The 25,045-nt window shown below is 40.1% G+C and carries 15 protein-coding genes and 1 tRNA gene; 13 read left to right on the top strand and 3 right to left on the bottom strand.

Annotated features, from left to right (window positions below):
- Positions 1–216 precede the first annotated feature (216 nt).
- The 4 genes from D0T66_RS10390 (at position 217) to D0T66_RS10405 (ending at position 12,390) form a co-directional block, all read left to right on the top strand.
- A complete protein-coding gene (locus tag D0T66_RS10390) occupies positions 217–2,535 on the top strand; it encodes a TonB-dependent receptor (RefSeq protein ID WP_163357225.1) in 2,319 nt (772 codons plus the stop codon).
- A gap of 23 nt (positions 2,536–2,558) precedes the next feature.
- Complete coding sequence (locus D0T66_RS10395) at positions 2,559–3,353, top strand: DUF4249 domain-containing protein (RefSeq protein WP_163357226.1); 795 nt, start codon at positions 2,559–2,561, stop codon at positions 3,351–3,353.
- A 336-nt stretch (positions 3,354–3,689) separates the two neighbouring features.
- Positions 3,690–11,504 carry a subtilase family N-terminal domain-containing protein gene (locus D0T66_RS10400; RefSeq protein ID WP_163357227.1) on the top strand — a complete coding sequence of 2,605 codons (7,815 nt, stop codon included), beginning with the start codon at positions 3,690–3,692 and terminating at the stop codon, positions 11,502–11,504.
- Positions 11,505–11,514: 10 nt separating this feature from the next.
- Positions 11,515–12,390: an outer membrane beta-barrel protein gene (locus tag D0T66_RS10405; RefSeq protein WP_163357228.1), complete on the top strand. Its 876-nt coding sequence runs from the start codon at positions 11,515–11,517 to the stop codon at positions 12,388–12,390.
- An 89-nt stretch (positions 12,391–12,479) separates the two neighbouring features.
- On the opposite strand, the gene D0T66_RS10410 is transcribed toward D0T66_RS10405, so the two are convergent.
- On the bottom strand, positions 12,480–13,385 hold the full coding sequence (locus D0T66_RS10410) for a sugar phosphate nucleotidyltransferase (RefSeq protein WP_163357229.1): 906 nt from the start codon (positions 13,383–13,385) through the stop codon (positions 12,480–12,482).
- Positions 13,386–13,980: 595 nt separating this feature from the next.
- Between D0T66_RS10410 and D0T66_RS10415 the strand changes: the two genes are divergently transcribed.
- The 4 genes from D0T66_RS10415 (at position 13,981) to D0T66_RS10430 (ending at position 18,222) form a co-directional block, all read left to right on the top strand.
- Entirely contained in the window at positions 13,981–15,447 is a 1,467-nt protein-coding gene (locus D0T66_RS10415) for an OmpP1/FadL family transporter (RefSeq protein WP_163357230.1), read from the top strand.
- Positions 15,448–15,568: 121 nt separating this feature from the next.
- Positions 15,569–16,603, top strand: a complete 1,035-nt coding sequence (gene thiL / locus D0T66_RS10420) for a thiamine-phosphate kinase (protein WP_163357389.1) — start codon at positions 15,569–15,571, stop codon at positions 16,601–16,603.
- Positions 16,604–16,688: 85 nt separating this feature from the next.
- A tRNA-Phe gene (locus D0T66_RS10425) sits at positions 16,689–16,761 on the top strand.
- A 240-nt stretch (positions 16,762–17,001) separates the two neighbouring features.
- Positions 17,002–18,222: a site-specific integrase gene (locus tag D0T66_RS10430; RefSeq protein WP_163357231.1), complete on the top strand. Its 1,221-nt coding sequence runs from the start codon at positions 17,002–17,004 to the stop codon at positions 18,220–18,222.
- 191 nt (positions 18,223–18,413) lie between these two features.
- Here D0T66_RS10430 and D0T66_RS10435 read toward each other — a convergent pair whose 3' ends face one another.
- Together D0T66_RS10435 and D0T66_RS10440 are read right to left on the bottom strand one after the other, a co-directional pair.
- The gene (locus tag D0T66_RS10435) at positions 18,414–18,713 is read right to left on the bottom strand and encodes a helix-turn-helix domain-containing protein (protein WP_163357232.1); all 300 of its coding nucleotides are present in this window, start codon (positions 18,711–18,713) and stop codon (positions 18,414–18,416) included.
- Positions 18,713–19,027, bottom strand: coding sequence for a helix-turn-helix domain-containing protein (locus tag D0T66_RS10440; RefSeq protein ID WP_163357233.1), 315 nt, complete (start codon positions 19,025–19,027; stop codon positions 18,713–18,715). The genes D0T66_RS10435 and D0T66_RS10440 overlap by 1 nt, the downstream gene beginning before the upstream one ends.
- Positions 19,028–19,414: 387 nt before the next feature.
- Here D0T66_RS10440 and D0T66_RS10445 point away from each other — a divergent pair, with 387 nt between their 5' ends.
- The 5 genes from D0T66_RS10445 (at position 19,415) to D0T66_RS10465 (ending at position 25,043) form a co-directional block, all read left to right on the top strand.
- Positions 19,415–19,792 (top strand): DUF3408 domain-containing protein, encoded by a 378-nt coding sequence (locus tag D0T66_RS10445; protein ID WP_163357234.1) that lies wholly within the window; start codon positions 19,415–19,417, stop codon positions 19,790–19,792.
- A 266-nt stretch (positions 19,793–20,058) separates the two neighbouring features.
- Positions 20,059–20,490 carry a conjugal transfer protein MobA gene (gene mobA, locus D0T66_RS10450; protein WP_163357390.1) on the top strand — a complete coding sequence of 144 codons (432 nt, stop codon included), beginning with the start codon at positions 20,059–20,061 and terminating at the stop codon, positions 20,488–20,490.
- A gap of 80 nt (positions 20,491–20,570) precedes the next feature.
- The gene (locus D0T66_RS10455) at positions 20,571–20,774 is read left to right on the top strand and encodes a helix-turn-helix transcriptional regulator (protein ID WP_163357235.1); all 204 of its coding nucleotides are present in this window, start codon (positions 20,571–20,573) and stop codon (positions 20,772–20,774) included.
- A 7-nt stretch (positions 20,775–20,781) separates the two neighbouring features.
- Positions 20,782–23,223 carry a type I restriction-modification system subunit M gene (locus D0T66_RS10460; protein WP_163357236.1) on the top strand — a complete coding sequence of 814 codons (2,442 nt, stop codon included), beginning with the start codon at positions 20,782–20,784 and terminating at the stop codon, positions 23,221–23,223.
- Positions 23,220–25,043 (top strand): restriction endonuclease subunit S, encoded by a 1,824-nt coding sequence (locus D0T66_RS10465; RefSeq protein WP_163357237.1) that lies wholly within the window; start codon positions 23,220–23,222, stop codon positions 25,041–25,043. Before D0T66_RS10460 ends, D0T66_RS10465 begins: the two co-directional genes overlap by 4 nt.
- Positions 25,044–25,045: the final 2 nt, after the last annotated feature.

Genomic DNA, 25,045 nt, shown 5'->3' on the forward strand with positions numbered 1-25,045 from the left:
TAACTGACAAACACTGAATTTCTTAAGCTATAAAATGCTTTCGTCTACAAATTGGCTTCTTTCATCTACTAAAAAGGGGCTTTCATCTAATAAAAAAAGTTCGGGCTGTTTATAATATAACTTTGTAACCAGTAAAATAAAACGATGTATTATTCGTCTAATAAAACTATAACATATATTTCGTCCTATTACAACCGGATATAATAATTTTAACTTATGACTTTAAAAAGAACAGGTCTAATCTTGCTATTACTACAAGCATTTTTATCCATTTCGGCACAGCAATACATTCTGAGAGGGACTGTGACCGATTCGCAATCGAAAGAAACATTGGTAGGGGTACCTCTTGGTATCAAGGAATTGCCACGCGTCGGATTTTCGACCGACGATGAGGGAGTATTTAATGTGAAGCTGGCACAGGGCAGATATACCTTGGTCATCAACTACGTAGGGTATGAAAATTACCAGATAACTGTACTGTTGGATGGAGACAAGAACGTGAATGTGGCGTTGATGCCCTCTTCGATCGGTCTTGGCGAGGTCGTTATTTCTGCCGACAGGGTGGATAAGAATATCTCGAGCCCGCAAACAGGGGTAGAAAAACTGACCACCGAGCTGACTAATAAACTTCCCGTTTTGTTAGGCGAAAGAGACATTATCAAAGCTATGCAGCTGCTTCCCGGCTTCAATACAGCAGGAGAAGGAAGTTCGGGCTTCTTCGTCAGAGGCGGAACTACCGATCAGAACCTGATATCGTTAGACGATGTGCCGCTATATAATGCATCTCACCTGATGGGCTTCTTTTCCACATTCAACTCCGATGTTGTCAGAGATGTGACCATGTACAAAGGGTCGATGCCTGCACAGTACGGAGGACGTCTATCTTCGGTGATGGATGTGCAGATGAAATCGGGCGATAAGTCTACCTATAAAGGTAGCGGAAGCATTGGGCTTATCTCTTCTAAGTTGAGCATAGAAGGACCAATCCAACAGAACAAATCGAGCTTTATCATCGGAGCACGCCGTACGTATGCCGATGCCATAGGACGGGCGATGGGTATAGAAGAGGTAAAGAATTCTTCTCTTTATTTCTATGACTTGAACATGAAAATGAACTTTACCTTATCGGACAAAGACTACTTGACGGTATCGGCTTTCAACGGTAAGGATAAGATGGCGATAAAGAAAGTAGTGGCTACCGATTGGAGCAACCTGTTCGGGGCAGTTAAGTGGACAAGGATTATGAATGACAAATGGATGTCGAATACCTCTTTCCAGTATAACAAATACAACACCAATACTAAGATTAGTATGGATGTGGACGCAACAATTACCTCTAAAATAAACGATTATACATTCAAACAGGAATTCCGTTTTGCTCCGACAGAAAATCAGGAATGGAAAGTAGGGGTGAACAGTACCTACCATAACATTATGCCCGGAAAATACAGATATGCCGAGGGCAAAGGGCAGGGACGTAAGCTGAAGAACCGCTATTCGTGGGAAAACGGCTTGTATATAATGAATACCTTCAAACCTGCAGAGCCGTTGGAAATCGTTGCCGGAGTACGCTTGTCAACCTTCTCGGCACTGGGGAAAGGAGAATTTTATACGCTGGACGATAATAAAAATGTCGTAGACTCCACATGGTATGGTTCAGGCAAATTTGTAAAGACCTATTTCAATGTCGAACCCCGTTTGTCTATGGCATATAAACTGGACGATGTTTCTTCCATCAAGGCAGCCTACGGGCGCAATGTCCAGAATATCCACATGCTTACCAACTCGGCTTATAACACACCTTATGACAGGTGGACATCCAGTTCGAATAACATCAAACCGCAGATAGCCGATCAGGTGACATTAGGTTATTTCCGCAACTTCTCTAATAATATGTTCGAATTCAGTGTCGAAGGTTATTACAAGAATATGAAGAACCAGATAGACTTTAAGGATAATGCCGAACTGGATTGGAACGACGATGTAGAAACGGAATTACTCTTCGGAAAAGGACGGGCTTATGGTGTAGAATTCCTGCTTCGCAAGCAAACCGGGAGACTTACGGGATGGATTGGTTATACCCTGTCTAAATCGGAGAAAAAGATAAACGGTATCAATAATGATAAGTGGTATAATGCCCGTCAGGACAGGACGCACGATATTTCTATAGTGCTGATGTACGAACTGAATAAAAAATGGTCGCTTTCTACCGCATGGGTTTACTACACCGGTGATGCGGTGACTTACCCGAGCGGGAAGTACCACATAGATGATAAGAATGTCCTTTATTTTACCGAGCGGAATGGCTACCGTGCTCCGGCATACCATCGCCTCGATTTGGGAGCAACCTGTATATTGGTAAACGAAAAGAACTTCTTTTCCGAACTCTCGTTCAGCTTATATAATGCATATGGTAGAGAAAACCCTTATATGATCGATTTCAGGACGAACGATGACGACTCTTCCAAAATGTCGGTATATCAATATACCTTATTCAGATTTATTCCTTCCATATCGTGGAACTTCAGATTTTAAACAACAGCAAATACTATTACATTATGAAAGTTATCAATATAAAATCATTGTTTCTCTTACCCCTGATCCTTTTTCTTTTTGCCTCTTGTGAAAAAGAAATAGACCTGAAACTTCATTCCTCCGAACCTCGTATTGTTATCGAAGGATTGGTACAACTCGACACACTTGCTATTGTAAAAATAACAATGTCAAAAGATTACAATACCGATAACGAATACGATACGGTAGATAATGCCACCGTCGTAATATCCGATGACCTCGGCCATACCGAAACGTTGGTTCAAAATGCCGATGGCGTATATGCTGCCAGCACTATACAGGGAGTAGTGGGCGTTACATACTCTCTTTCGGTGACAATCGACGGGCAGGAATATACCTCCCGGTCGACTCTTCCTACTGCCGTACCGATCGATAGCATAACGATGTACGATATTCCCGCGGCTGAATATCCTTATCCTCAGCTACATTTCCTTGACCCGCAGGGTGAAAAGAACTACTACCGTTACCGGTGCTATGTGAATGGCAAGCGCATCTTAGTCGATTATGAAATAATAGAGACTAACGAAGGGAAGGATGGCTTGGTGATAAGTGATGTTATCCCCGTACATGAAGCATATAACGACGATAAGCCCATCGAACAAGGAGATGAGATAACCGTGGAACTGTATTGCATGGATAAGAATGTAGGCACCTATTTCGAGCATGTATATAAGATGACGGATTCGTTGACCAATCCCGCTACTAATATCACCGGGGGATGCTTAGGCTACTTCAGTGCCTATGCCAAAGACCGGAAAACGATATATGCCAGCTGGTAACTTGTAAAAGAGAACATATAATAAGCTAATCAGGCTGAAATAGCTAACCGGAAAGGGCAATCGGGAGGATAGAAATAATCCCCTGATTGTTCTTTTTGCATTTTTCTAAAATGAGGCTTTTGTACATAATAAGTAAAAGGAAAAAATAAAAAAAGCACACAATAATTATGATTCCTTGATTTTATTGCTATTTTTGTGTGATAACCAGTTGTTTCACGAATAAATTTACTATTTGTCAGGAAAAGCGGGTCGTATGGCAAACTTTCTCGCAAAAACTCTATCAATATTCTATTCTTTCTAAATTCAGATTTTATAAAATAAATTTAATTATCACTTATGAAACATTGTTTAACAATCCTAAAGGGGACGCTTATCTTGAGCTTACTTCTTTTAGCGGCTATTGGTGTATACGCCCAAGATACGGGTGTATATAAAAATGGTGTCCGTCAGGGAGTTATAAATGTCAAATTTACCCCTGAGATGGCCGAAAAGATGCAAAAGGCCAAAATAAGCACAAAAAGTGACAAACTATCGACAGGAATTGCAACGTTCGATAAAGCAGCAAAGAGTATCAATGCCATGAAAATGAAAAGGGCATTTCCTGAAACTCCTCAGACTGCAGCGAAATTGCGTAAATATGGTTTGCATCTATGGTATACGATAGAAATGGATCAGAATGTAGATCCGCAACAAGCCGTAGAAGCTTTCCGCAAACAAGAGGGTGTAGCCCTTGTAGAAGTAGACAGGGAAAAAGGATTGCCTCCTCACACCATCTCGCGGTACATCCCCGGAATGGTAAAGGCTGGCTCTACACAACCTTTTGACGACCCCTTGTTGAAAGATCAATGGCACTATAACAATACAGGGCAGTATGGAATGCCCGATGTATACGATGCTAACGTATACAAGGCTTGGAAACTGACTGCCGGGAAATCGAACATAATCGTCTCGGTACATGATGCAGGGATAGATACAAACCACGAAGACCTGAAAGACAATATGTGGGTAAATCCGGGAGAAATTAATAGCAATGGCCTGGATGATGATATGAACGGTTACGCCGATGATATTCATGGTTGGAATTTTACTTATGACATGCCCACTATGGTACCTGCCGATCACGGAACACACGTAGCAGGAACAATTGCTGCCGTAAATAACAACGGAAAAGGTGTTTCGGGTGTTGCCGGAGGTACAGGAAACGGCGACGGTGTGAAGATAATGGCACTGCAGATGATTGGAGCGTCAACCGTCAACACAGCCAACTCTTATATATATGCCGCAAACAACGGAGCGGTAATCTCTCAGAATAGCTGGAGCTACACACGCGAAGGAGTTTTCGAACCGATGGTTCTGGATGCAATCCAATACTTCATCGGCGAAGCTGGAGACTACGACGGAAGCCCGATGAAAGGCGGAATCGTTATATTTGCATCGGGGAACAAACTTTCCGAAGCAGTAATCGGTGGCCCGTGGAATCCGCAGGGAGACTGGTATCCGGGAAACAGAGAATACGTATTCACTGTGAACTCGTTAGGTCCTGATGGGAGAATTACCGGTTATTCCAACTTTGGTACCTGGACTAATATATCTGCACCGGGTGGAAATTCATCTGCCTATGGTTCTCCCGCAAGCGTGTTGAGTACTTTGGTCGGAAATGAATACGGCTATATGGACGGAACGTCTATGGCTTGTCCGCATGTATCGGGTATTGCCGCTTTGGCATTGGCTAACAGCCCTACCAAGATGACTAATACCATGCTATGGAAAAAGCTGGAAAATGCCGGAAGAAATATAGATGCCTTGAATGCTGACACCCTTGTCGGTAAGATGGGAGCAGGTGGTATCGACGCATTACTTGCCGTACAAAACGATGAAAAAATAGCTCCTAACAGGATTCAGGATCTCGAGATTAAAATATTCGACGAATCTTCTGCTACATTAGAGTGGACAGTTCCGGAGGATCAAGATAATCTCAAGCCGGAACAATATACTGTATACTACTCTAAAGAGCAGATTACAAGCAGCAACTACAAAAATGCCTATAAGCTGGAATTGCTGAACACTGCCGAAGCCGGCGAAAAAATAACAGCAACAGTCGAAGGCCTGGTTGGTAACACAATATACTATTTCGCTGTTACATCGGCAGATATCTTCGAAAATGTATCCGATCTTTCGAATATCATATCCGGCAAATCGACTATATTCGCCTCTATCGATGTGAATACAGGCGTGCCGACCAAGGATATAACAATGGCTGCGAACGTACCCGTTTCGCCGATTGCCACCACTTCGTTCGATATCCTGAACAACTCGACAGGAACACTTTCGTGGGATTACTCGATGCGCAATGTAAACTCGGTAATGGCGACTATGAGCATGGCTCCGTCATACAATCCTATTGTGAGCATTCAGAATGCCAGCCGCCAGTATAACGTTGGCGAATCGTCGGATCGCACTGTGATAGGTACAGCTTATCCTACCGCTATCAAGACCAAAGCAGGATTTACTCCATTCGAGCAGGTAGAGAAAAGCTATACGTTGCCGCTGAATATAGCATTCATCGGAGATAACGATACCTCTATCCCTGTCTCTTCGGCAGTGAAATATATCGTAGACGAAGAAGAAGGATTCAACCTTACGCACGTCTATTTCAATCTGAGCTATAAAGCCGGAACAGGGAATGTAATTGTGGAAGTATATAAGGATGATCTGGATAAAAAGAATTTAGTTCATAAACAATACTTCAACTACCACTTAGACCTTTACCGTCAGGACGTTTCCGTAGATTTCAAAGAACAATTATTCTTCGAAAAAGGAAGCACATTCTATATTGCCATTCATGTACCGAAAGGCAACCTTTACCCGTTGAGAATAGAACAGGAAGCATCGCAGGAATATTCTACCTATTGTTACTATTCATCTTCCGAAGGCGAAGAATGGGTATTGCTCGAACAAGTTCTCTCATCATGGAAAGGCCCTCAGGCGGCACTATTCGCATGGAACACCATAGCAGTGAGCGCAACGCCTGATACCGGCAAATACCTGACCTTAGATCCTGCTTCGGGAACAGTCGGCGGCAATTCGTCTTCTACTATTCAGGTGACGGCCGATGGTACTTACATGATCAACGGTGTGTACAAAACAAATCTGATATTGAACTCCAACTCTTCTGTAGATAGCGAATTGAGAGTTCCTGTCACTTTCACCGTTTCGGGACATAAACCGAAAATTGTATATCCTACAATCACTTCTTTCGGAAACCTGATAACTGCAACCGACACGCTGATCGATGTCGTTTTCGAAAATCATGGATATGGATTGATAAAGAACCTTACAGCCAGCATTACCGGATCTTCCGACTTCACGCTTGTCGGCACGCCTGCTGATAAGATACTGGCCCGTAACAATGCCCGTTTCAGGGTTAAATTCTCGCCATCGGTGGCAGGAAATATCAATGGAACGTTGAAAATCACCGATGGAACAAGTACATTCAATGTATCATTGAACGGTATAGGACTGGGTGCTCCTGAGATCGATCTCGATCCGGCAGCCCAAACCAAACCGGGATTGACTCTTGGAAGTACTGTACAAGCCGAAATTAAAGTGAAAAATATCGGAACCTATCCGTTGAAATATTTCGTTCCGGGATTCGACGACCGCGAAATCAGCAAAGACTGGCCGGATAGCTATCATAGCTATGGCTACATAGTGAGAGGAAACAATGCGAGTGTAACCACCGATACATCGTTGCCTAATGCGTTCTTAGATATTTCAACAACAGGAACGGATATTACAAACCAGTTTATTGGAGCAAACCTCTATGTGGCTGTACCGATGGAATTCAAATTCCCGTATTACAACACCGAGCAGGATACTATTTATATCACAACCGGAGGATTTACAACATTCGATAATACAGTGAGGCCGGTCAATGTGCCGCAACTGAATGGTCCATCCTCGCCGCGTGGTTATATCTCCATGCTGGGATACTCCATCTACGATGCATCTTATCCTTCAGGAAAAGTCCTTTATAAGAGCGAGCCGGATCGTTTGATTATACAATACGAAAATGGTGTGCACAAAGCCAGCGGAGATATTTATACTGCTCAAATGGTGTTACACGCCAATGGAGATATCCGTTTCTACTACCAAACAGTACCGCCAAGCGGCGTATGGGGTGGAGATCACATAATGACTTTTATAGAAGATGTAGAGAAAAAGGATGCTCTTCTTGTAAGGGATGAAGAAGATACTTTCTTTATAACCAACGGAACGGCTATCGGATTCGACTATCCGGGCAAACCGGTTATTACAAGCATCGAAAATGCTTCCGGTAGTGTAAGTCCGGGCGAATTTGTCACAATGAAAGTCAATATTGCTACAGATCAATTGGCCGAAGGCACTATCAACCAATATGTAAATATCGTCAGCAATGACCCGCTCAACAAGCAAGTGCATGGTTTGATCGAACTGGATATTACATCCGGAGGAACTGAGAACTATAGAATGTCGAAAGACACTGTCGACTTTGGCGGAATCTACAAGAGTATTAATTATCAGGATCTTGTGAGAGTATATAATACAGGAACAAAAGATTTATCTGTTGGTTCTGTATCTTTCGATCCGGCTAAATATACTATAACTTATCCAGCTCTTATCAAAGCAGGACAATATGGCGATTTCGTAATTGTACCTAATACAGCAAACACCGGTTCGGTGGATGATGAGTTAGAATTCCAGCTCGGAGGAGGTACTCTCGAAACAATCCCATTGTTGGGCGATGTTTCTCTTTCTCCGATAATCACAGCAGATGCATCACTCGTAACCCGTACGATGAATCTGACTGACACGGAAGCTATACCGTTCACTATTACCAATACAGGCTATAGCGATCTCGATTATACGGTGCAAAGAGGTACGGTTGTCCGTTTCGACGATACTACAAGTCCGATCGAGAAATATGGATACGAATATGTAGTGCATAGCAACGGAGAAGCTACCTACAACTGGATAGACATCACACAGACCGGAACCAAAATACCGGGAAATGGACTTGCTAATATCTGGCAGGATGTGCCTCTTTCATTCAACTTCAAATTCTATGATGTAGACTATAACGCTATCAAGATCAATAACTGGGGATTAGTTGCCTTCGGTGGAACTCCACCTGCGATCAATAACAGAACAGCCAGATTGCCGATGGTAGAAAAAAGTCCTTCATATATTGCAGCCGGACTGGCAACTTTGCAATATAATCTTTCCGAATTTGGAGATGCGGCCGGATTCTATTATCAGGATATGGGTGATTATTTTGTTGTATCGTGGGAATATTATACTATCAGAGCTATGGGAACAAACTCTATGCAGCTTATTCTTTACAAAGACGGCTCGTTTAAGTTCCAGTATAAGATGCATACAACCTTTAGTGCGATGACTCAGTATCAGAGTATTGGTCTCCAAAGACAAGGCGAAGCCACAGCAATGACCTATCCGGTGAGACAGGCTCTTCCATTTACGAAAGATATGCCTGGCGTAGCCATGCTATTTTCATCAGCCAATGAGTATAAACTGGCTCCGGGTGCATCTGCAAGCGGTAACATACATGTTGAACCGGCTAAAGCTTATGCAGGAACAATCACCGATACATTGATGATCAAATCGAATGATCCTACAACTCCTGTATGGAAGAAACCGTTTAACCTCACAGTGAATGGCGCACCGGGCGTGTCGGCAAGCAGTACGCTCATCGATTTCGGTACAGAAGAATTAGGTTTCGATACAGAAGGATTCTATAAGAAATATGAACTTCCATTGGACATCGTAAATACCGGAACGGCACCATTGACCATCACAAATGTGCGGATGGATCTTGATAACCAGTTCTTTACAGACGAGATCCTTTGGTATAACGGAAACCTCAATGTCTGGGATAGCATTTCGAATATATTTACCGGAGGAAGAACGATGACCGTATTGCCTGGCGCAGGTAATAAACTCCGGACGAAAGTAAAATTCGGACCTACAACCGATGGAAATTTCGCAGATGTAATTATCTTCTCAACCGATGCCGGAGAAGTACGCGTCGATGTGAAAGGTAAAATAGAACTACCTCAATCTCCGACATTGAATGTGAATACTAATCCTATCGAATTCCAGCTTGATAATCATGCTGCTACTGAAATCAGAACAGTTAACTTTGATAATATCTCCGGAGATATCGATTTGGATTATACAGCATCTATCAAGTACAGAAGGTATGCTTCCGAAGCACATCTCAACTCGGCAGGTGAAGCAGAAACAATAGGTACCTTAGCCGAACCGATATCTTTTTCGGAAAGCGTGCAACCGCTTTTGGCTGCTTCTACTAAAGCTGCAACTGACTATAACAGAGTTCTGGAATATACCGAAGATTTCGATGCCATCAATATAGTCATCGGATTGGGAGGATCAGAGCGTTTTACTGCTGCAACCCATTTCAATGCAGGACCTGAAGGTTTCAATGTGGCAGCTGTAGCAACCTGGTTCCGGGCTGAAGGTATTACTGAAGGAATTGTCGAAGCGGAAGTCAGAGCAGGTGGAAATAATATTATAGATGCTGTGACCGTGGCTAAAGGTACATTCTCATTTACGAATCCAAATGGTAACGATAATTATGGAGGCATAAAAGTAATAGAATTGGATAATGAAGCAACTATTTATCCAAATGAAGACTTCTATGTCATATTCAGATATCCGTTATTGCTCAGTTCTCCTCAGGGGGCGGTAGACTCGCTTGATGTAGAAACTGTTCCTTTCCGCTATATGTTTAGAAGAAACAATAGTTGGTATGATCTTCAAACAGGATTTGTGGGTACTACTCATACCGCATATATGCATATAGCGCTCGAAAAAGATGCTAAAGGCAGTGGCTGGGTGAGAATTCTTAACAATGAAGCAGGTATTGTTCCTGTAGGAGGTTCATCATCATTGCAGCTGGAAGCTAATGCGGCCAATGCTATACAAGGCGAACAGAAAGCATCCTTGATATTCAAATCGAACGATTTGGTAAATCCGCAAATAGAAATTCCGGTAGTATTGAATCTGAATAAAGGACCTCAATTTGTCAATGCTCCACTTGCAGTAACAGTGGCAGAAACCGAAACACGCAATTTATCGATTGCGGTCGAAGATGCCGAAAACGATGTTATAAGCAGCGTTACAGCAACGACAACGTTAGACTTTGTGACTTATACTTACAATAGTGGAACACTGAGACTTGTCATCGCTCCGGGTTATGCTGATGCGGGAACTCATACAATGAACTTCAACGCAACAGATGAACATGGTATGATTACCGAATATGCATTGCAAATTAAGGTGACGAATACGAACCGTCTCCCTTACTACTCGGGTAGTGTGACAAGCTTCACCTACAGTGTACAGAATGATGAACAGACTTACAATATCAATGACTTCTTCTCAGATCCTGATGATGATGATGTGCTTTCTTTCGTTGCCACATCTCAGAATCCTGCGCTTATGACCGTTTACGGATCAACGGAAACGTTCAAAGTGAAGCCGGTAGCAGTGGGTAATACATCGCTTGATTTTGTGGTGACAGACGACCATGGAGGACAAGTCCTTCACTCTATCCCTGTTCAGATAGAAGATTGTATTGCATCGGAAGTCATTGTACAAAAATGGAATTCTGTACTATTGGTCAACAATGCTAATGGAGAATACAGAGCCGATGGCTACCAATGGTATAAGAACGGTACTCCTATAGATGGTGCTACAAAACAATATTATACACCAACTGATGGTTCGCAAGAACTCGATTTCAGTGCAGTATACTATGCACGTATGACTAAGCAAGACGGGCATGTCGTTTATAGCTGTAACTATACTCCGCAACGGATGGATGTTTCGTTAAGTATCTATCCTAATCCGGTGAAGAGAGGCGAACAGCTGACATTGAGAGCCGAATTGCCTGATTTGACAACTAATCCGATAACTATCCAGATTGTGAATATGTCGGGTCAAATTGTGAAAAAACAGGTAAGCAAAGATTCTACGACATCTATCGATGTACCTGCTAATATAGGATCGTATGTTCTCAAAGTATCTCAGGGCGACCTAAGTAAAACATTTAAAATCATTGTAGAGTAAAAAAAGCATCATGAGAAAAATAAATAGTATACTTATACTTGTTGTGTTCTTGATCTTCCCTTTGGGGAAGATCAGTGCACAAACTCCAACACATGAGATATCGGTTCAGGGGGGCATGGGACTTTCGGGATTGAAATTGAGTATGAATCATGGAGATTCGAAACAGAAATTCGGAGGAAGCTTCGGAGTAGGCTATACCTATTTCTTTAACGAAAACTTCGGGCTGAATACCGGGTTAGAAGTTTCTTTCCTGTCATCAGAAGCTAAGTTTGCCGGAATGAGCGATCGTTATAATACGGTGGATAGTAGTGGAGATTCTTATCAATTCAGATCCGAGATTGGCAGTTATAAAGAAACACATAATACGACTTATCTGAATGTTCCGATAATGGCTCAATACCAAAGGCCGGTATGGAATTCTCACCAGTTGTATTGTGCGCTTGGATTCAAAATCGGACTTCCTGTTACGTCTAAGTATGAGACCAATGGAACAAGCATCAAAACATCGGGATATTATCCACAATATGGGATGATAGTGGATGATATGGCATTTTTCGGTTTTGGAAACTACCAGAGCCGGACAGTAGATAAAACGGTGGATCTGAAAGTAGCTTTTATGTTGGCTGCCGAAGTGGGAATGAAGTGGGAGCTTACTCAATCTCTTGCTGTTTACACAGGAGCTTATTTGGATTATGGGTTGAATGATGTAAGTAAAAGCGGCAAAAAGTTTATGATTTACGATGCATTCGAGCCTACTCATTATGTCAACAACAGCATACTCGAGTCTCAATATACGAACAATGGTAATACAAGAGATATTGCAGATAAAGTGATTCCTTTAAGCATTGGATTGAGGGTGAGAGTTGCCTTTAATGCATTCCAATAATTAGGGAAAGAAACGAAGAAAATACGTTGTAAAGAAGAGGCTGCTTCACTGTGAAGCAGCCTCTTTTATGTCGGAGTATCCGGTATTAATTATGAGAACAATTGCTTAGGATATACTTTGTTGTCTACCAATTCCTGAATCTTCATCATCACTTCGGGCTTATCTTTGGCATAAGTGACTCCGAACCACTTAGACGGTGTGTTCTTCATCATCACTTTTACTTCCCCTTTGCTGACAAGCTTGTTTATCTCGGTCGGAATCAGGAACTCGGCTTTCGGGTTATTCTGGTTCTCTTTCAGGAATTCGACAAAAGCCTTCTCGGATAAGTCGAAATAGTCGGGAGTGAAGCCCCACATGTTCATAGAGACGAGCGTCGATGTCGATAGGTTCTTCCATTCGCCGTCATCGTCCAGGAAACGCGGAACACCATTTACCTGTTCTATTTTGGTGCGCTCAACAACCTGTGTCAGATAGTTGTCGCTGTCCACTTCGCATATCCCTCTGGCTACCGTTCCACTATCCGAGAGGGTATAGCCCAGCAGATAACCTATCATGCAATAGCGGCGTTCTGTATTGGCCATTTGCTTCAATTGTCCGGCAAGAATCTGGAAACTTTCGCGGCCATAGAAGTCGTCGGCATTGATGATGGCGAAAGGCTCTTTTATTACATCACGTCCCATGAGTAGAGCGTGGTTGGTTCCCCAAGGTTTTTCACGTTCGGGATTGAGTGTAAATCCGTCGGGCAGGTAGTCTAATTCCTGAAATACGACTTCTACCTCGGTTATTTTCTCATATTTAGAGATAATCTTTTCTCTGAACTCTTTCTCGAAGGAATGACGAATCACGAAGACGATTTTTCCGAATCCCGACTTCAGAGCATCGTAAACGGAATAATCCATGATTGTTTCGCCACTGGGACCGACCTCGTCTAATTGTTTCAAACCTCCGTAGCGGCTACCCATACCGGCAGCAAGGATAAATAATGTTGGTTTCATTTTTTAGGGTTGTTTTGGTTTTAGTCTTAATTATTTGGATACTTTATGCATGACACATTGGTGCCTGAATTGCATATCAGCCATTAAGACAAGGTTTTTTGTTAAAAGGTTAAAGTGTCGGCACAAAAATAAGGAGTATCTGTTGTTTTTCCAAATGTGGTGGAAAGGAACTATATAAAAAAGGAAAGGTTGTCATCACGACAACCAATCTTCATTGTTAACCTTAAATCTAATACTATGAAAAACACATTACAAATATACGGTGGATTTTGACATGATGCAAATAATTAGCCTGATAAATAGGATAGTTTAAAATTGTTTAACTTTCGTGCTTTTTGAGCGACATTTTGTTAACAAAAATTCGAATAAACGTGATTAATATTAAGGGATATTTCGAAATATAAGGGGGCTAAAATAGCATAATGAAAGTCCTGTTGCCGGGGAGAATAGAAAAAAGACACCATAGGACGCTAAACAACTATTGCATGCGCAATGACTTGAAAATCAAAAAAATAAAATCAAAGTTTAACATGGTTTCTTTTGAAACTAATTTGCAAAAACATACCTTTGCCAGCTATAATCAACAGCATAATACATGTCAAGAAAAATCTACTTATCGATTCTAATCACATTCCTTTGTGTTTCAACCGCTTTTGCCGGAGGTATCTTAACCAATACGAACCAGACTGCTCGTTTTGCCCGTCTGTTGTGCCTCGATGCATCCACGTCTATCGATGCGGCTTATTCTAATCCGGCAGGGTTGGTCATGTTAAAGGATGGTTTTCATTTCTCGTTCAGTAATCAAAGTGTTTATCAGACCCGTAACATTCGTTCCGAGTTTGCCCCGTTAGCCGGGAATCCGGAAGGGAATGGATGGAAAAAATATAAAGGGGAAGCATCCGCTCCTATTGTACCGAGTTTGCAGGCAGCCTATAAAAACGGCCCTTGGGTTATTTCGGCCAATCTGGCGGTATCAGGAGGCGGAGGTAAGGCTACTTTCAACAGAGGCTTGCCGATGTTCGAAGCGCCTATTGCCACTTTGCCTTTACTCATCACGCAGGCAGGACAGGCTTTGCCTCCGATTCCGGGAATCGGTCTTTCTGCACAGGGATATAGTGTCGATCAATTTATGGAAGGATCTTCTTTCATATATGGAGCACAATTGGGAGCATCTTATCAGATAAATGAACATTTCTCATTGTACGGCGGATTCCGCTTGAATATTGTCAACAATTCATACGAAGGTCATTTGCGTAACCTGAAGGTGGGTATTACGTCGTCAGGGCTTACAGGATTAGGATTGCCTATCTCTGACAATGACGGCTCGTTGACAGACCCGTCGGGATTTCTGGATTATGCTATTGCTAATGCCTCATCGGAGGCGCAAAAGGCATCTTTGGGATTGTTGAAGAAAGCGACAACCGAAACGGGCGCTCGCCTCAAAAATAAGCAATCGGGATGGGGTGTTTCTCCTATCATCGGATTGAATTATAACTATGAAAAGCTGAATATTGGGGTGAAATATGAATTTCGTACCGGCTTGAATGTAGAAAACAAAACCAAGATAGATGATACCGGTATGTTTACCGATGGAGTTAATACGCCGCATGATATTCCCGGTTTGCTGACGGTGGGTGTTTCTTACCAGATAACTCCCAAATTGATGGCAACGGTTGGGTATCACCATTTCTTCGATTCCGAAGCCGATATGGATCGCGGCAAACAGAAATATGTCTCCGGAGGAACGGACGAATATCTTTTTGGTGCAGAATATCAAATAGACCCCATTTTTTTGATAAGTGCCGGCGGGCAGATAACCCGTTATGGAGTAAAAGATGAATTTCAGAATGATTTGAGTTTTTCGATCAATTCTTATTCTATCGGATTTGGTGGAGCGGCAAATGTTTCGAAGAATGTAAAGATTAATATCGGTTATTTCTGGACGACCTATTCTGACTGGAAAATCAATTATAGCAATTATAATAATACAGGATTGGCCGGAACGAATATATATTCGCGTACCAATAAGGTATTTGCTGCCGGAGTCGATTTCTCTTTCTAAGAAGACATTTAATATACTATAAATATAACCAGCCGGTTCTTTGCGAATCGGTTGGTTTTTGTTGATACGATAGAGGTATCGGAAAAATAACTACCTTTGGGTTGAACTAACAATTGACAATCTGATGCAACGAACAGAGATAGCCAGCCTGGGAGAATTCGGGCTTATTGAGCATTTGACAAAGAATATAACATTAAAGAATCCGTCTTCTGTTAAAGGGGTAGGGGATGATGCTGCGATATTGGATTATGCAGCCAAGAAAACACTTGTGACGACAGATTTGCTTCTCGAAGGCATTCATTTCGATTTGATGTATGTACCTCTGAAGCATTTAGGTTATAAGTCGGCAGTTGTCAATTTCTCCGATATTTATGCCATGAATGGGCAACCTAAGCAGATAACTGTTTCTTTGGGCATCTCCAAGCGTTTTTCGGTGGAAGATGTAGACGACTTTTATGCAGGAGTATACCTCGCTTGCGAGCATTATGGAGTAGATGTTGTCGGTGGCGATACTTCGGCTTCGTTGACCGGATTGACGATCAGCATAACCTGTCTCGGCGAAGGAGAAGATAATAAAATCGTTTGTCGCGACGGAGCTAAAGATACAGATTTGATTTGTGTATCGGGCGATCTGGGTGCTGCTTATATGGGATTGCAGTTGCTGGAAAGAGAGAAACTCGCTTTCACAGGGGAAAAGGATTTTCAACCTGATTTTTCGGGGCATGAATACTTGTTGGAACGCCAATTGAAACCCGAAGCAAGAAAAGATATAATCGATTCCTTGGCAAAAGAAGGTATTATCCCTACATCGATGATAGATATTTCGGACGGTTTATCTTCAGAGATAAAGCATATATGCCGGCAAAGCAAAGTTGGTTGCCGGGTTTATGAAGAACGTATCCCAATTGATTACCAGACAGCTGTAATGGCTGAACAGTTCAATATGAATGTGACCACTATTGCGCTAAATGGTGGCGAGGATTATGAGTTGCTTTTTACGGTTCCCTTGCATCAGCATGATAAGGTTTCAGCGATTAAGGGCGTAAAGGTTATAGGTCATATTACGCAGGAGAAATTCGGCCAAGTACTCCAAACTCGCGATAATTCGGAGATAGAACTGAAGGCTCAGGGCTGGAATTCTTTAGATGGGGAATAAAATTTTCTCAATATATTTGGAGTATACGAAATTTGTCCTATCTTTGCACTCGCCTAACGAAACTAACAAACAAAACTACAGTATTGGTGCCATAGCTCAGTTGGTAGAGCAAAGGACTGAAAATCCTTGTGTCCCCGGTTCGATTCCTGGTGGCACCACGAATGAGAAAAGCAAAAAAGAGAAAATCCCTGAAAGTCAATCACTTTCAGGGATTTTTGTTTTCTCACGAAAGTGCAAAATAGGGCGAAAAATAACGTTCTTGGTGGCGTAATCGGTGACTTTTTTGAGACTATTAAAAATAGTCACCAATTCGATTCTAATTCGCTGGTATTCTGTGTTTTGCATAAGTTTAATTCAGGCTTATTTCCGTAATTTTGAACCATTAAAATTGAAAGGAAATGAGAAGAAATTCATTTGGAGTTTTGTTCTTCTTAAAGAAGAACCAGTTGCTTAAGAGTGGAGATGCTCCCGTAAGTATGAGAATCACTGTCAATGGACAACGTGAGGAGATTCGTACGAAAAAAAGTATTAACCCTTCGCTTTGGAATCAAGCCAAAGAATGTTCCAGAGGTCGCGATAGAAAGTCCAGAGACCTTAACGATTACATTGAATCGGCACAGATAAGACTATCACAACTCTTCAATGCTATGGAGCAGGATGGTAAAGCGATTACCGCTAAGATTCTACGAAATAAGTTCTTGGGGATGGATGAAGAAGACCGTAAAACCTTAGTCGCTTTTTTCAATGAACATAACGAACAATGCCGCAAACTAATTGGAATAGACTATGTGGATATTACAATCAGGCGGTATGAATGTTGCGCCCGCTATCTGCAAGAGCTTATTCGCGAGAAATACGGTGAAGACGACCTGTTGTTGAGGGAAATTAATAGTGAATTTGTCCGAAGCTTTGAGTTCTTTATGAAAACGGAGAAGAGATGTGCACAGAATACGGTTATTCGTTATATGAAGTGTTTTAAAAAGGTGATTCACTTGGCAATTGCCAATGAATATATAGTTCGTAATCCGTTTGCTGGAATCAAATTTCATGAAGTTCCGGTCAATAAAGAGTTCCTGACAATGGACGAAATCAATCGGCTTGCCGAAAAAGAATTTAAGATTCACCGATTGGAGTTGGTACGGGATGTCTTTTTATTTTGCATATACACCGGACTGGCATTCATTGATGTTTATAATCTGAGGAAAGAACATATTGTAATGGACAACAATGGTAATCCTTGGATTCGTAAAACCCGTGAAAAGACAAACAATATGTGCAACATCCCTTTGTTAAGCGTGCCTGTTAAAATTTTAGCGAAGTACGAAAATCATCCGATTTGTTTGGAAAAAGGCGTTTTACTTCCGGTAATGTGCAATCAACGCATGAATTCATACTTGAAGGAAATTGCTGATTTATGCGAAATTAAGAAGCATCTAACTACGCATACAGCACGCCACACGGCGGCTTCGGTAATTTTTTTGGCAAATAATGTATCGCTATCCAATGTGGCAAAAATGCTCGGTCATTCCAATACTCGTATGACACAACATTATGCTAAAGTTTTGGATCAAAGTATTTTAAAAGACATGCAAGAGGTTGAGCTGAGAATAAACAGTTAAAATGTCTAATTCCAAATTTTCCTTCTCTTTAACCGATATACAAAGATATGCTCCGACCCAAAACACAAGACCAAGCTTCGTTTCCGATAAAAATCTTCCGAATCCTGTGGATTAGTGTATTTTTATCGGAAAGTCTTGCTTATTTAGTTCTCCGCATAGAAGATGCATATCGGTTGAAAAGAAGAAAAACATTAACCTAAAGTTTTTTGGTACCCTTCGTCCAACATACGCTGAATATCCGACTCCCGATAGAGTATTTTCCCGCCCAGCTTACAATAGGGCAATAGACCTTCGTCTCGATAATTCTGTAAAACACGACGGCTCAACTTTAAACGTTCTGATACTTCTCTATCAGTCAGATAACGTTCTCCCTTCAGCATTGGACGATAATTTTTAGTCAGATTTTCCAAACCATCCAGCATATTTTCAAGGGATTTAAAGAACGATACGATTCGTTCGTCGCTATGCGTTATCAAATTATCATTATCCATTATTTATGCTCCTTTCTTTTATAGGTTAAGTCTTTCTGTTTTTGTATAATAAGCGGAGTAATCCGTTCTATATCATCAGGTTTGTAATACATTTTATGCCCGATTTGGGTATAAGGTAACGTACCATTATCCCGATAGTTCTGTAGCGAGCGTTTGGAGATATTCAGAATCACACAAACGTCCTGATTGTCCAGCCATTTCTTCATGCTTTTGTCACTATTCCGATTACATATAGCTTCTACCTTTTGAGTAAATGCACCGAATCGCTCCATCATTTTCTCAAATACTGATTCTTCGATATTAATAATCTTCATGCTATCTATATTTTAGTTTATATTCTTTTTCTCGGCTCAAATATATAATAACATTTTCGCTTAACTATCACAAATTCAAGAGGTGGCAGCTTGTGGCGTCGGTATGTGGACAAAAAGAAGTCTTATCAATGAAAAATACTGCATATCACTGCATAAAAATCGGCAACTATCTGGTAGTCAATTACTATTTGTTTCTTTGCTTCAAAACTGAATTCAAAACAGAAGTAAATACTATGTTCTGATTGGAAGTCCTAATATAACTCAGAATTGACATAGAAAATAGAATCTGTTATTAATTCAACAAAAAGGTAATTAATGATGCCGATATAAGCTTCAATAAGAAACTCTATTTCGACATAAATATCTAACACTAAAATAGAATAAGAAATGAAAGCAGGAAGAAAGAAAAAACAGATTTCAAAAGAGGATTACATTAAGGCGTATTGTCAAGAAAAACGGATAAGAGGACGATTTGCTATATATATCAGCCCGGAAACACATGACAATTTAAAACGTATTGTGAGCTTATTCAAGTGGAAACATTACACTACAACATCTTCATTGGCGGATTCAATAATCTCCGACCATATCGAAGTCCATAAAGAGCTATTAAACAGTCTTCACAAAGAAGAAAAAATCCGGTTCAAAGTAGATTTCGACGAAGATATAAGGCGTAATAGAGAGAAAATGAGAAAACTCTTGGGTGATGATTATATTGATGATGCAGAATCGGAATCATCTCAACACAATGATTCCGACCAATAGAAATTGCCTTTTTACATTGAACGGCTAAATGATGTCCGCCAGCAGACAGATTTGAGAGCAAGAAACATTTATGTTTCGGCTCTCAGCAAGGTGTGTTTTGAGTTACTCATTTCATTTCACGTAACTCAAAACCTCCTTGCCCGCAAGGGGGGAAACGCACCTCCGAAGTCGGCGCTTTTAATGAAACCCATTGCATGGGTAATGATATAGAAACAGGAAATTATTTATCGGTGGAGACATGCAGGCTCCACACATTTGATGATTTTATGAAAGAAGAAACAAATTCACGCTCAAAATGGAGCAAAGGAGGACGTCCAATAAAAAATGATCCAGCCAAGAACTGCGTAATGGTTCGCTTTTCGGATCAAGAATATGCAAAGTTCTTATCCATGTATGAAGAATCCGGTGTTTATGCGAAGTCGATTTTTGTCAAAGCACGAGTATTTAATGAGAATTTTCGGGTGATAAAAACCGACGAAGGAACACTAAAATATGTGGCAAAACTAACTCAACTTCATGCACAATTTCGAGCAGTTGGAGTCAATTATAATCAAGTTGTCAAACAACTTAAAAGTAATTTTTCGGAGCAGAAAGCACTCGCATTGCTTTATAAATTAGAAAAAATAACGCTTGAATTAGTCACCACTCAGCAGAAAATCATTGCGCTTTGTGAAGAGTTTAAGCAACGATTCTTTTAGGATTATTTAAAATGCGAAGATTTTATCAATGTATCCCTTGAAATTTCCTATCTTTGGAGACGAAACAAATAAGTAATTCGATGAAAATGAATCGTATTAAGGAGGCTTTGCAAGAGAAAGGATTAACGCAGGTATGGCTGGCTGGAGAGCTTGATAAGAGTTTTAAGATGGTCAATGCTTATGCTTGTAACCGGAAGCAGCCAAGCCTTGAAACGCTTTTTCGGATTGCGGAGTTGTTACAGGTTGGTGTAAAAGACTTGATTGTGGATAACAAAGAAGATTAATAGATACATGGCAATTAAAAAATCAGAATTATATAGTACTCTTTGGCGTAGTTGTGATGAACTGCGTGGAGGGATGGACGCTAGTCAATATAAAAATTATGTATTGACTTTGCTATTTGTTAAGTACGTTTCAGACAAAGCAAAATATAATGTAGAATCGTTGATTGAAGTTCCTGAAGGTTGCTCCTTTGATGATATGGTCAACCTAAAGGGAAAAACGAACATTGGCGAACAAATGAACATTAAACTTGCTGCATGGGAAGAAGCCAATGATTTAGACGGAATGTTTAAAGAGGCAGACTTCAGCGATGAGAGCAAGTTAGGCAAAGGGAAAGATTTAGTTCAGACAGTAAGCAACTTAATTGGCATATTTCAATCCTCAGGATTGAACTTTGGAAAAAATCAAGCAAGTGATGACGATTTAATGGGCGATGCCTATGAATATCTGATGAAGCACTTTGCCACTGAAAGCGGAAAGAGTAAAGGACAGTTCTATACTCCGGCAGAAGTAAGCCGAGTAATGGCAAAAGTGATCGGATTAAATAAGGAAACACGCCCCAATGTGTCCATATATGACCCGACATGCGGATCGGCATCGCTATTGTTGCGAGCCCTATCAGAAGCCCCTAATGGAGCAGCTTTATATGGACAGGAGTATGATATTACTACTGTGGGATTAGCTAAAATGAATATGATACTACATGGGTATGAGACTTATGATATTCGTTCCGGTGATACGCTTAACAATCCCCAATTTGTAAAAGATGATAATTTGACAACGTTCTCCTATGCCGTGGCAAATCCTCCATTCTCACAGAAATCATGGCTTAAGAGTGCAAAGACAAATGATAAATATGAACGATGGAATGAACATACGATAGGAGTGCCTCCCGAAAAAAATGGCGACTATGCTTTTCTGTTACATATCATTCGTTCGTTGAAAGATAAAGGAAAAGGAGCATGTATTCTTCCGCATGGTGTTTTATTTAGAGGTAATGCTGAGGCTGATATCAGAAAATATCTTATAAAAAGAGGCTATATAAAAGGAATTATTGGATTGCCTTCAAATCTCTTTTATGGAACAGGAATTCCTGCCTGCATTATAATTATTGACAAAGAAGATGCAGCAAGCCGTAAAGGCATATTTATGATAGATGCCAAAAATGGATTTGTCAAAGATGGCAATAAAAACCGTTTACGGGAACAGGATATTCGGCGCATTGTTGATACATGGGATGCTTTTGATGATGTGCTTCATTATGCCCGATTTGTAAAAAACGAAGAGATAAAGAAAAATGAATATAATTTGAACCTGCCTCGCTATATTGATGCAGAGGACGATGAAGTAATCCATAACATTGAGGCTCATCTAAAAGGAGGTATTCCGGAACACGATGTAGAACAGTTTTATCGCTATTGGGAAGCATGTCCTTCTTTACAACAAGTCCTATTTAAGAAGGGCAACAGAAAAGGATTTTTCCAATTTATCCCTGATAAACAAAATATAAAAGAAACAATAAACAATCACCCTGATTTTGATAACCAACATAGAGAGTTGTTCCAAAGCTATGCGGAATGGAGCCAAATCTGGATGCCTCAATTTGAGGATCTCCGACCAAACTCTTTCAACCCCAAGCAAATGATTGAAGATATGGGGGATTCTGTATTGGAGAAATTTGCCAATTCTAAGTTGGTTGATAAGTATGATGTGTACGACCAATTGATGAATTATTGTGCGGAAACACTTCAGGACGACCTTTATTTAATTGAATCAGACGGTTGGAAAGCAAATTGGCGTACTATCCAACCTGCTGAAAAGAAGAAGAAAAACGATGAGAGCGAGGATGAGAAGCCTAAGAAAAAGAAAGAAGCCAAAACTATAAAAGATATTGAGTGTGACCTACTTCCTGTTGATTGTGTTGTAGATGAATATTTTTCGACCGAAAAAGAGAATATCTCATTTTTAGAAGAAAAGCTATTAAGCGCAGAAACTAACATGAATGAATTGGTCGAAGAATATTCCGACTCTTATTTAGATGCAAGTAATTATGCAGATAATAAACTGAATAAAGGGAATATACAGAAAAGGCTGAAAATAGCAGAAGGCGAAGAAGCTAAAATATTACAAGAATATATCAATCGTTCCAATATTATTGCCAGTTATAAAAAGCAGTTGAAGGATGATAACTCCGACTTGTTGGAACAAGTGTTGCAGAAATACACCTCTCTCTCTGAAGAAGAAATAAAGAAATTAGTAACAAACAAATGGTTAGTCGCTTTTGGGAATAGATTAGTTTCTGAAATCCAACAAGTAAGTCAATCATTAAACAGCCAATTGCAAAGTTTGGAAGAACGTTATGAACAAACTCTACCTGAAATAAACAAGGAGGTAGAATTGTTAGAAGCGAAAGTAATGCAACATTTGGAAAAGATGGGATTCCAGTTATGAAAAAGCTCAAAAAAGGATATAAGGATACTGAAATAGGAATTATTCCAGAAGATTGGATGATAGATGTTGTTGAAAATTTGGCATCTGTAACAACTGGAAATAAAAATACTCAAGATAATAAACCTCTTGGGAAATATCCCTTTTTTGTAAGATCTCAAGAAATAGAAAAAATTGATACTTACTCATACGATGGAGAAGCTGTTTTAACTGCAGGAGATGGAGTTGGTACAGGTAAAGTATTTCATTATGTAAAAGGGAAATTCGATTTTCATCAACGAGTATATAAAATAAGTGATTTTAGGAATAATATGAACGGATATTATTTCTACTTATATTTCAGTAATTATTTTTATGGACAGGTAATGCAAATGACTGCAAAATCTTCCGTAGATTCTGTACGCAGAGAAATGATTACTAAAATGACAATACTCCTTCCTCCAATTCAAGAGCAACAAGCCATAGCAGAAGCTCTGTCCGATATTGATGCTTTGATAAATGCTTTAAATAAACAGGTTGAAAAGAAAAAGAATATCAAACAAGGTGCAATGCAGGAGTTGCTTACAGGCAAGAAAAGATTGCAAGGATTTACAGAGAAATGGGAAGAAATTACACTTGGTTGTTTATGTAATATATATGGAAGAATAGGTTTTAGAGGATATACTAGAAATGATATTGTCGGAAAAGGACAAGGAGCTATTTCATTTAGCCCTGCGGACATACATTCTTTTAAAATCAACTATAATAATTGTACTTACATTTCGGATTTTAAATATGATGAGTCTCCTGAAATTAAGGTCTATAATGGAGACATTATCTTTGTAAAAACAGCTTCTATTGGTAAATGTGCATACATTGAAGGTCTTCATGGAAAAGCAACTATTAATCCCCAGTTAGTAGTTATGAAGAAGTTTAGATGTAATAGCAAATTTCTATTTTATAAGATAATAGACAATGATTTTCAACAAAAAGTTTTGACAATAACAGGAGGGAGTACAATCCCGACAATGTCTCAAGAAAAACTTTCCGAAATGTTGTTATTATTTCCTCCCACAAAAGAAGAACAAACGGCTATTGCCCAAATTCTAACTGCTATGGACAATGAAATTGATCAGTTAGAGAAGAAGCGAGATAAATATCTGAATATAAAATCAGGAATGATGCAGCAATTATTAACTGGACAAATACGGTTGATAAATACTATCTCCTGTTCAGAAGCACAAGAGGCGGAAATTAAGAATTATTCGCCTGATAATAAGAAAAAACATAGCAAGCAATTTGACGAGGCTGTAATAATTAGTTTTTTGGTCGATAAATTTGGATCAACAGCAGAACCGTTATCCCGCTTTATGTATACAAAACTATCGTATCTTATTCATAGAAAACATGATTGCATAGTTGTCGACTACAAAAAGTTTGCCGCCGGACCTTATAACCCAAAGTCAAGATATGGAGGTCCTGAAAAAATAGGAAAAGAAAATGGATACTTCGATTTGGTAAAAGATGCTAAGGGTTATGATGCGTTTGTTCCTCAAAAAAATATTCAAGAAGCCGTTGATTATTTTACTCAATGGTATGGAACAGATATTCAGAACTGGATTGAACAGTTTCGACAATACAAACCGTGGGATTTGGAAACATTAGCAACTGTAGATATGGCAATAAACGATTTGGAAGAAAAAGGAGTAAAAGCGACTGTAAGTACAGTGAAAACATATCTTTCTTCCATACCTAAATGGAAAGCAAAATTAGATAAACCGCATTTTTCAGATGTACACATTCAAAGAGCAATCAATGAGAGTATAAGACTATTTAAAATATAAGA

Origin of the sequence: Dysgonomonas sp. 25 (genome assembly GCF_010501075.1) — a bacterium.
In the GTDB taxonomy this organism is placed as follows: domain Bacteria; phylum Bacteroidota; class Bacteroidia; order Bacteroidales; family Dysgonomonadaceae; genus Dysgonomonas.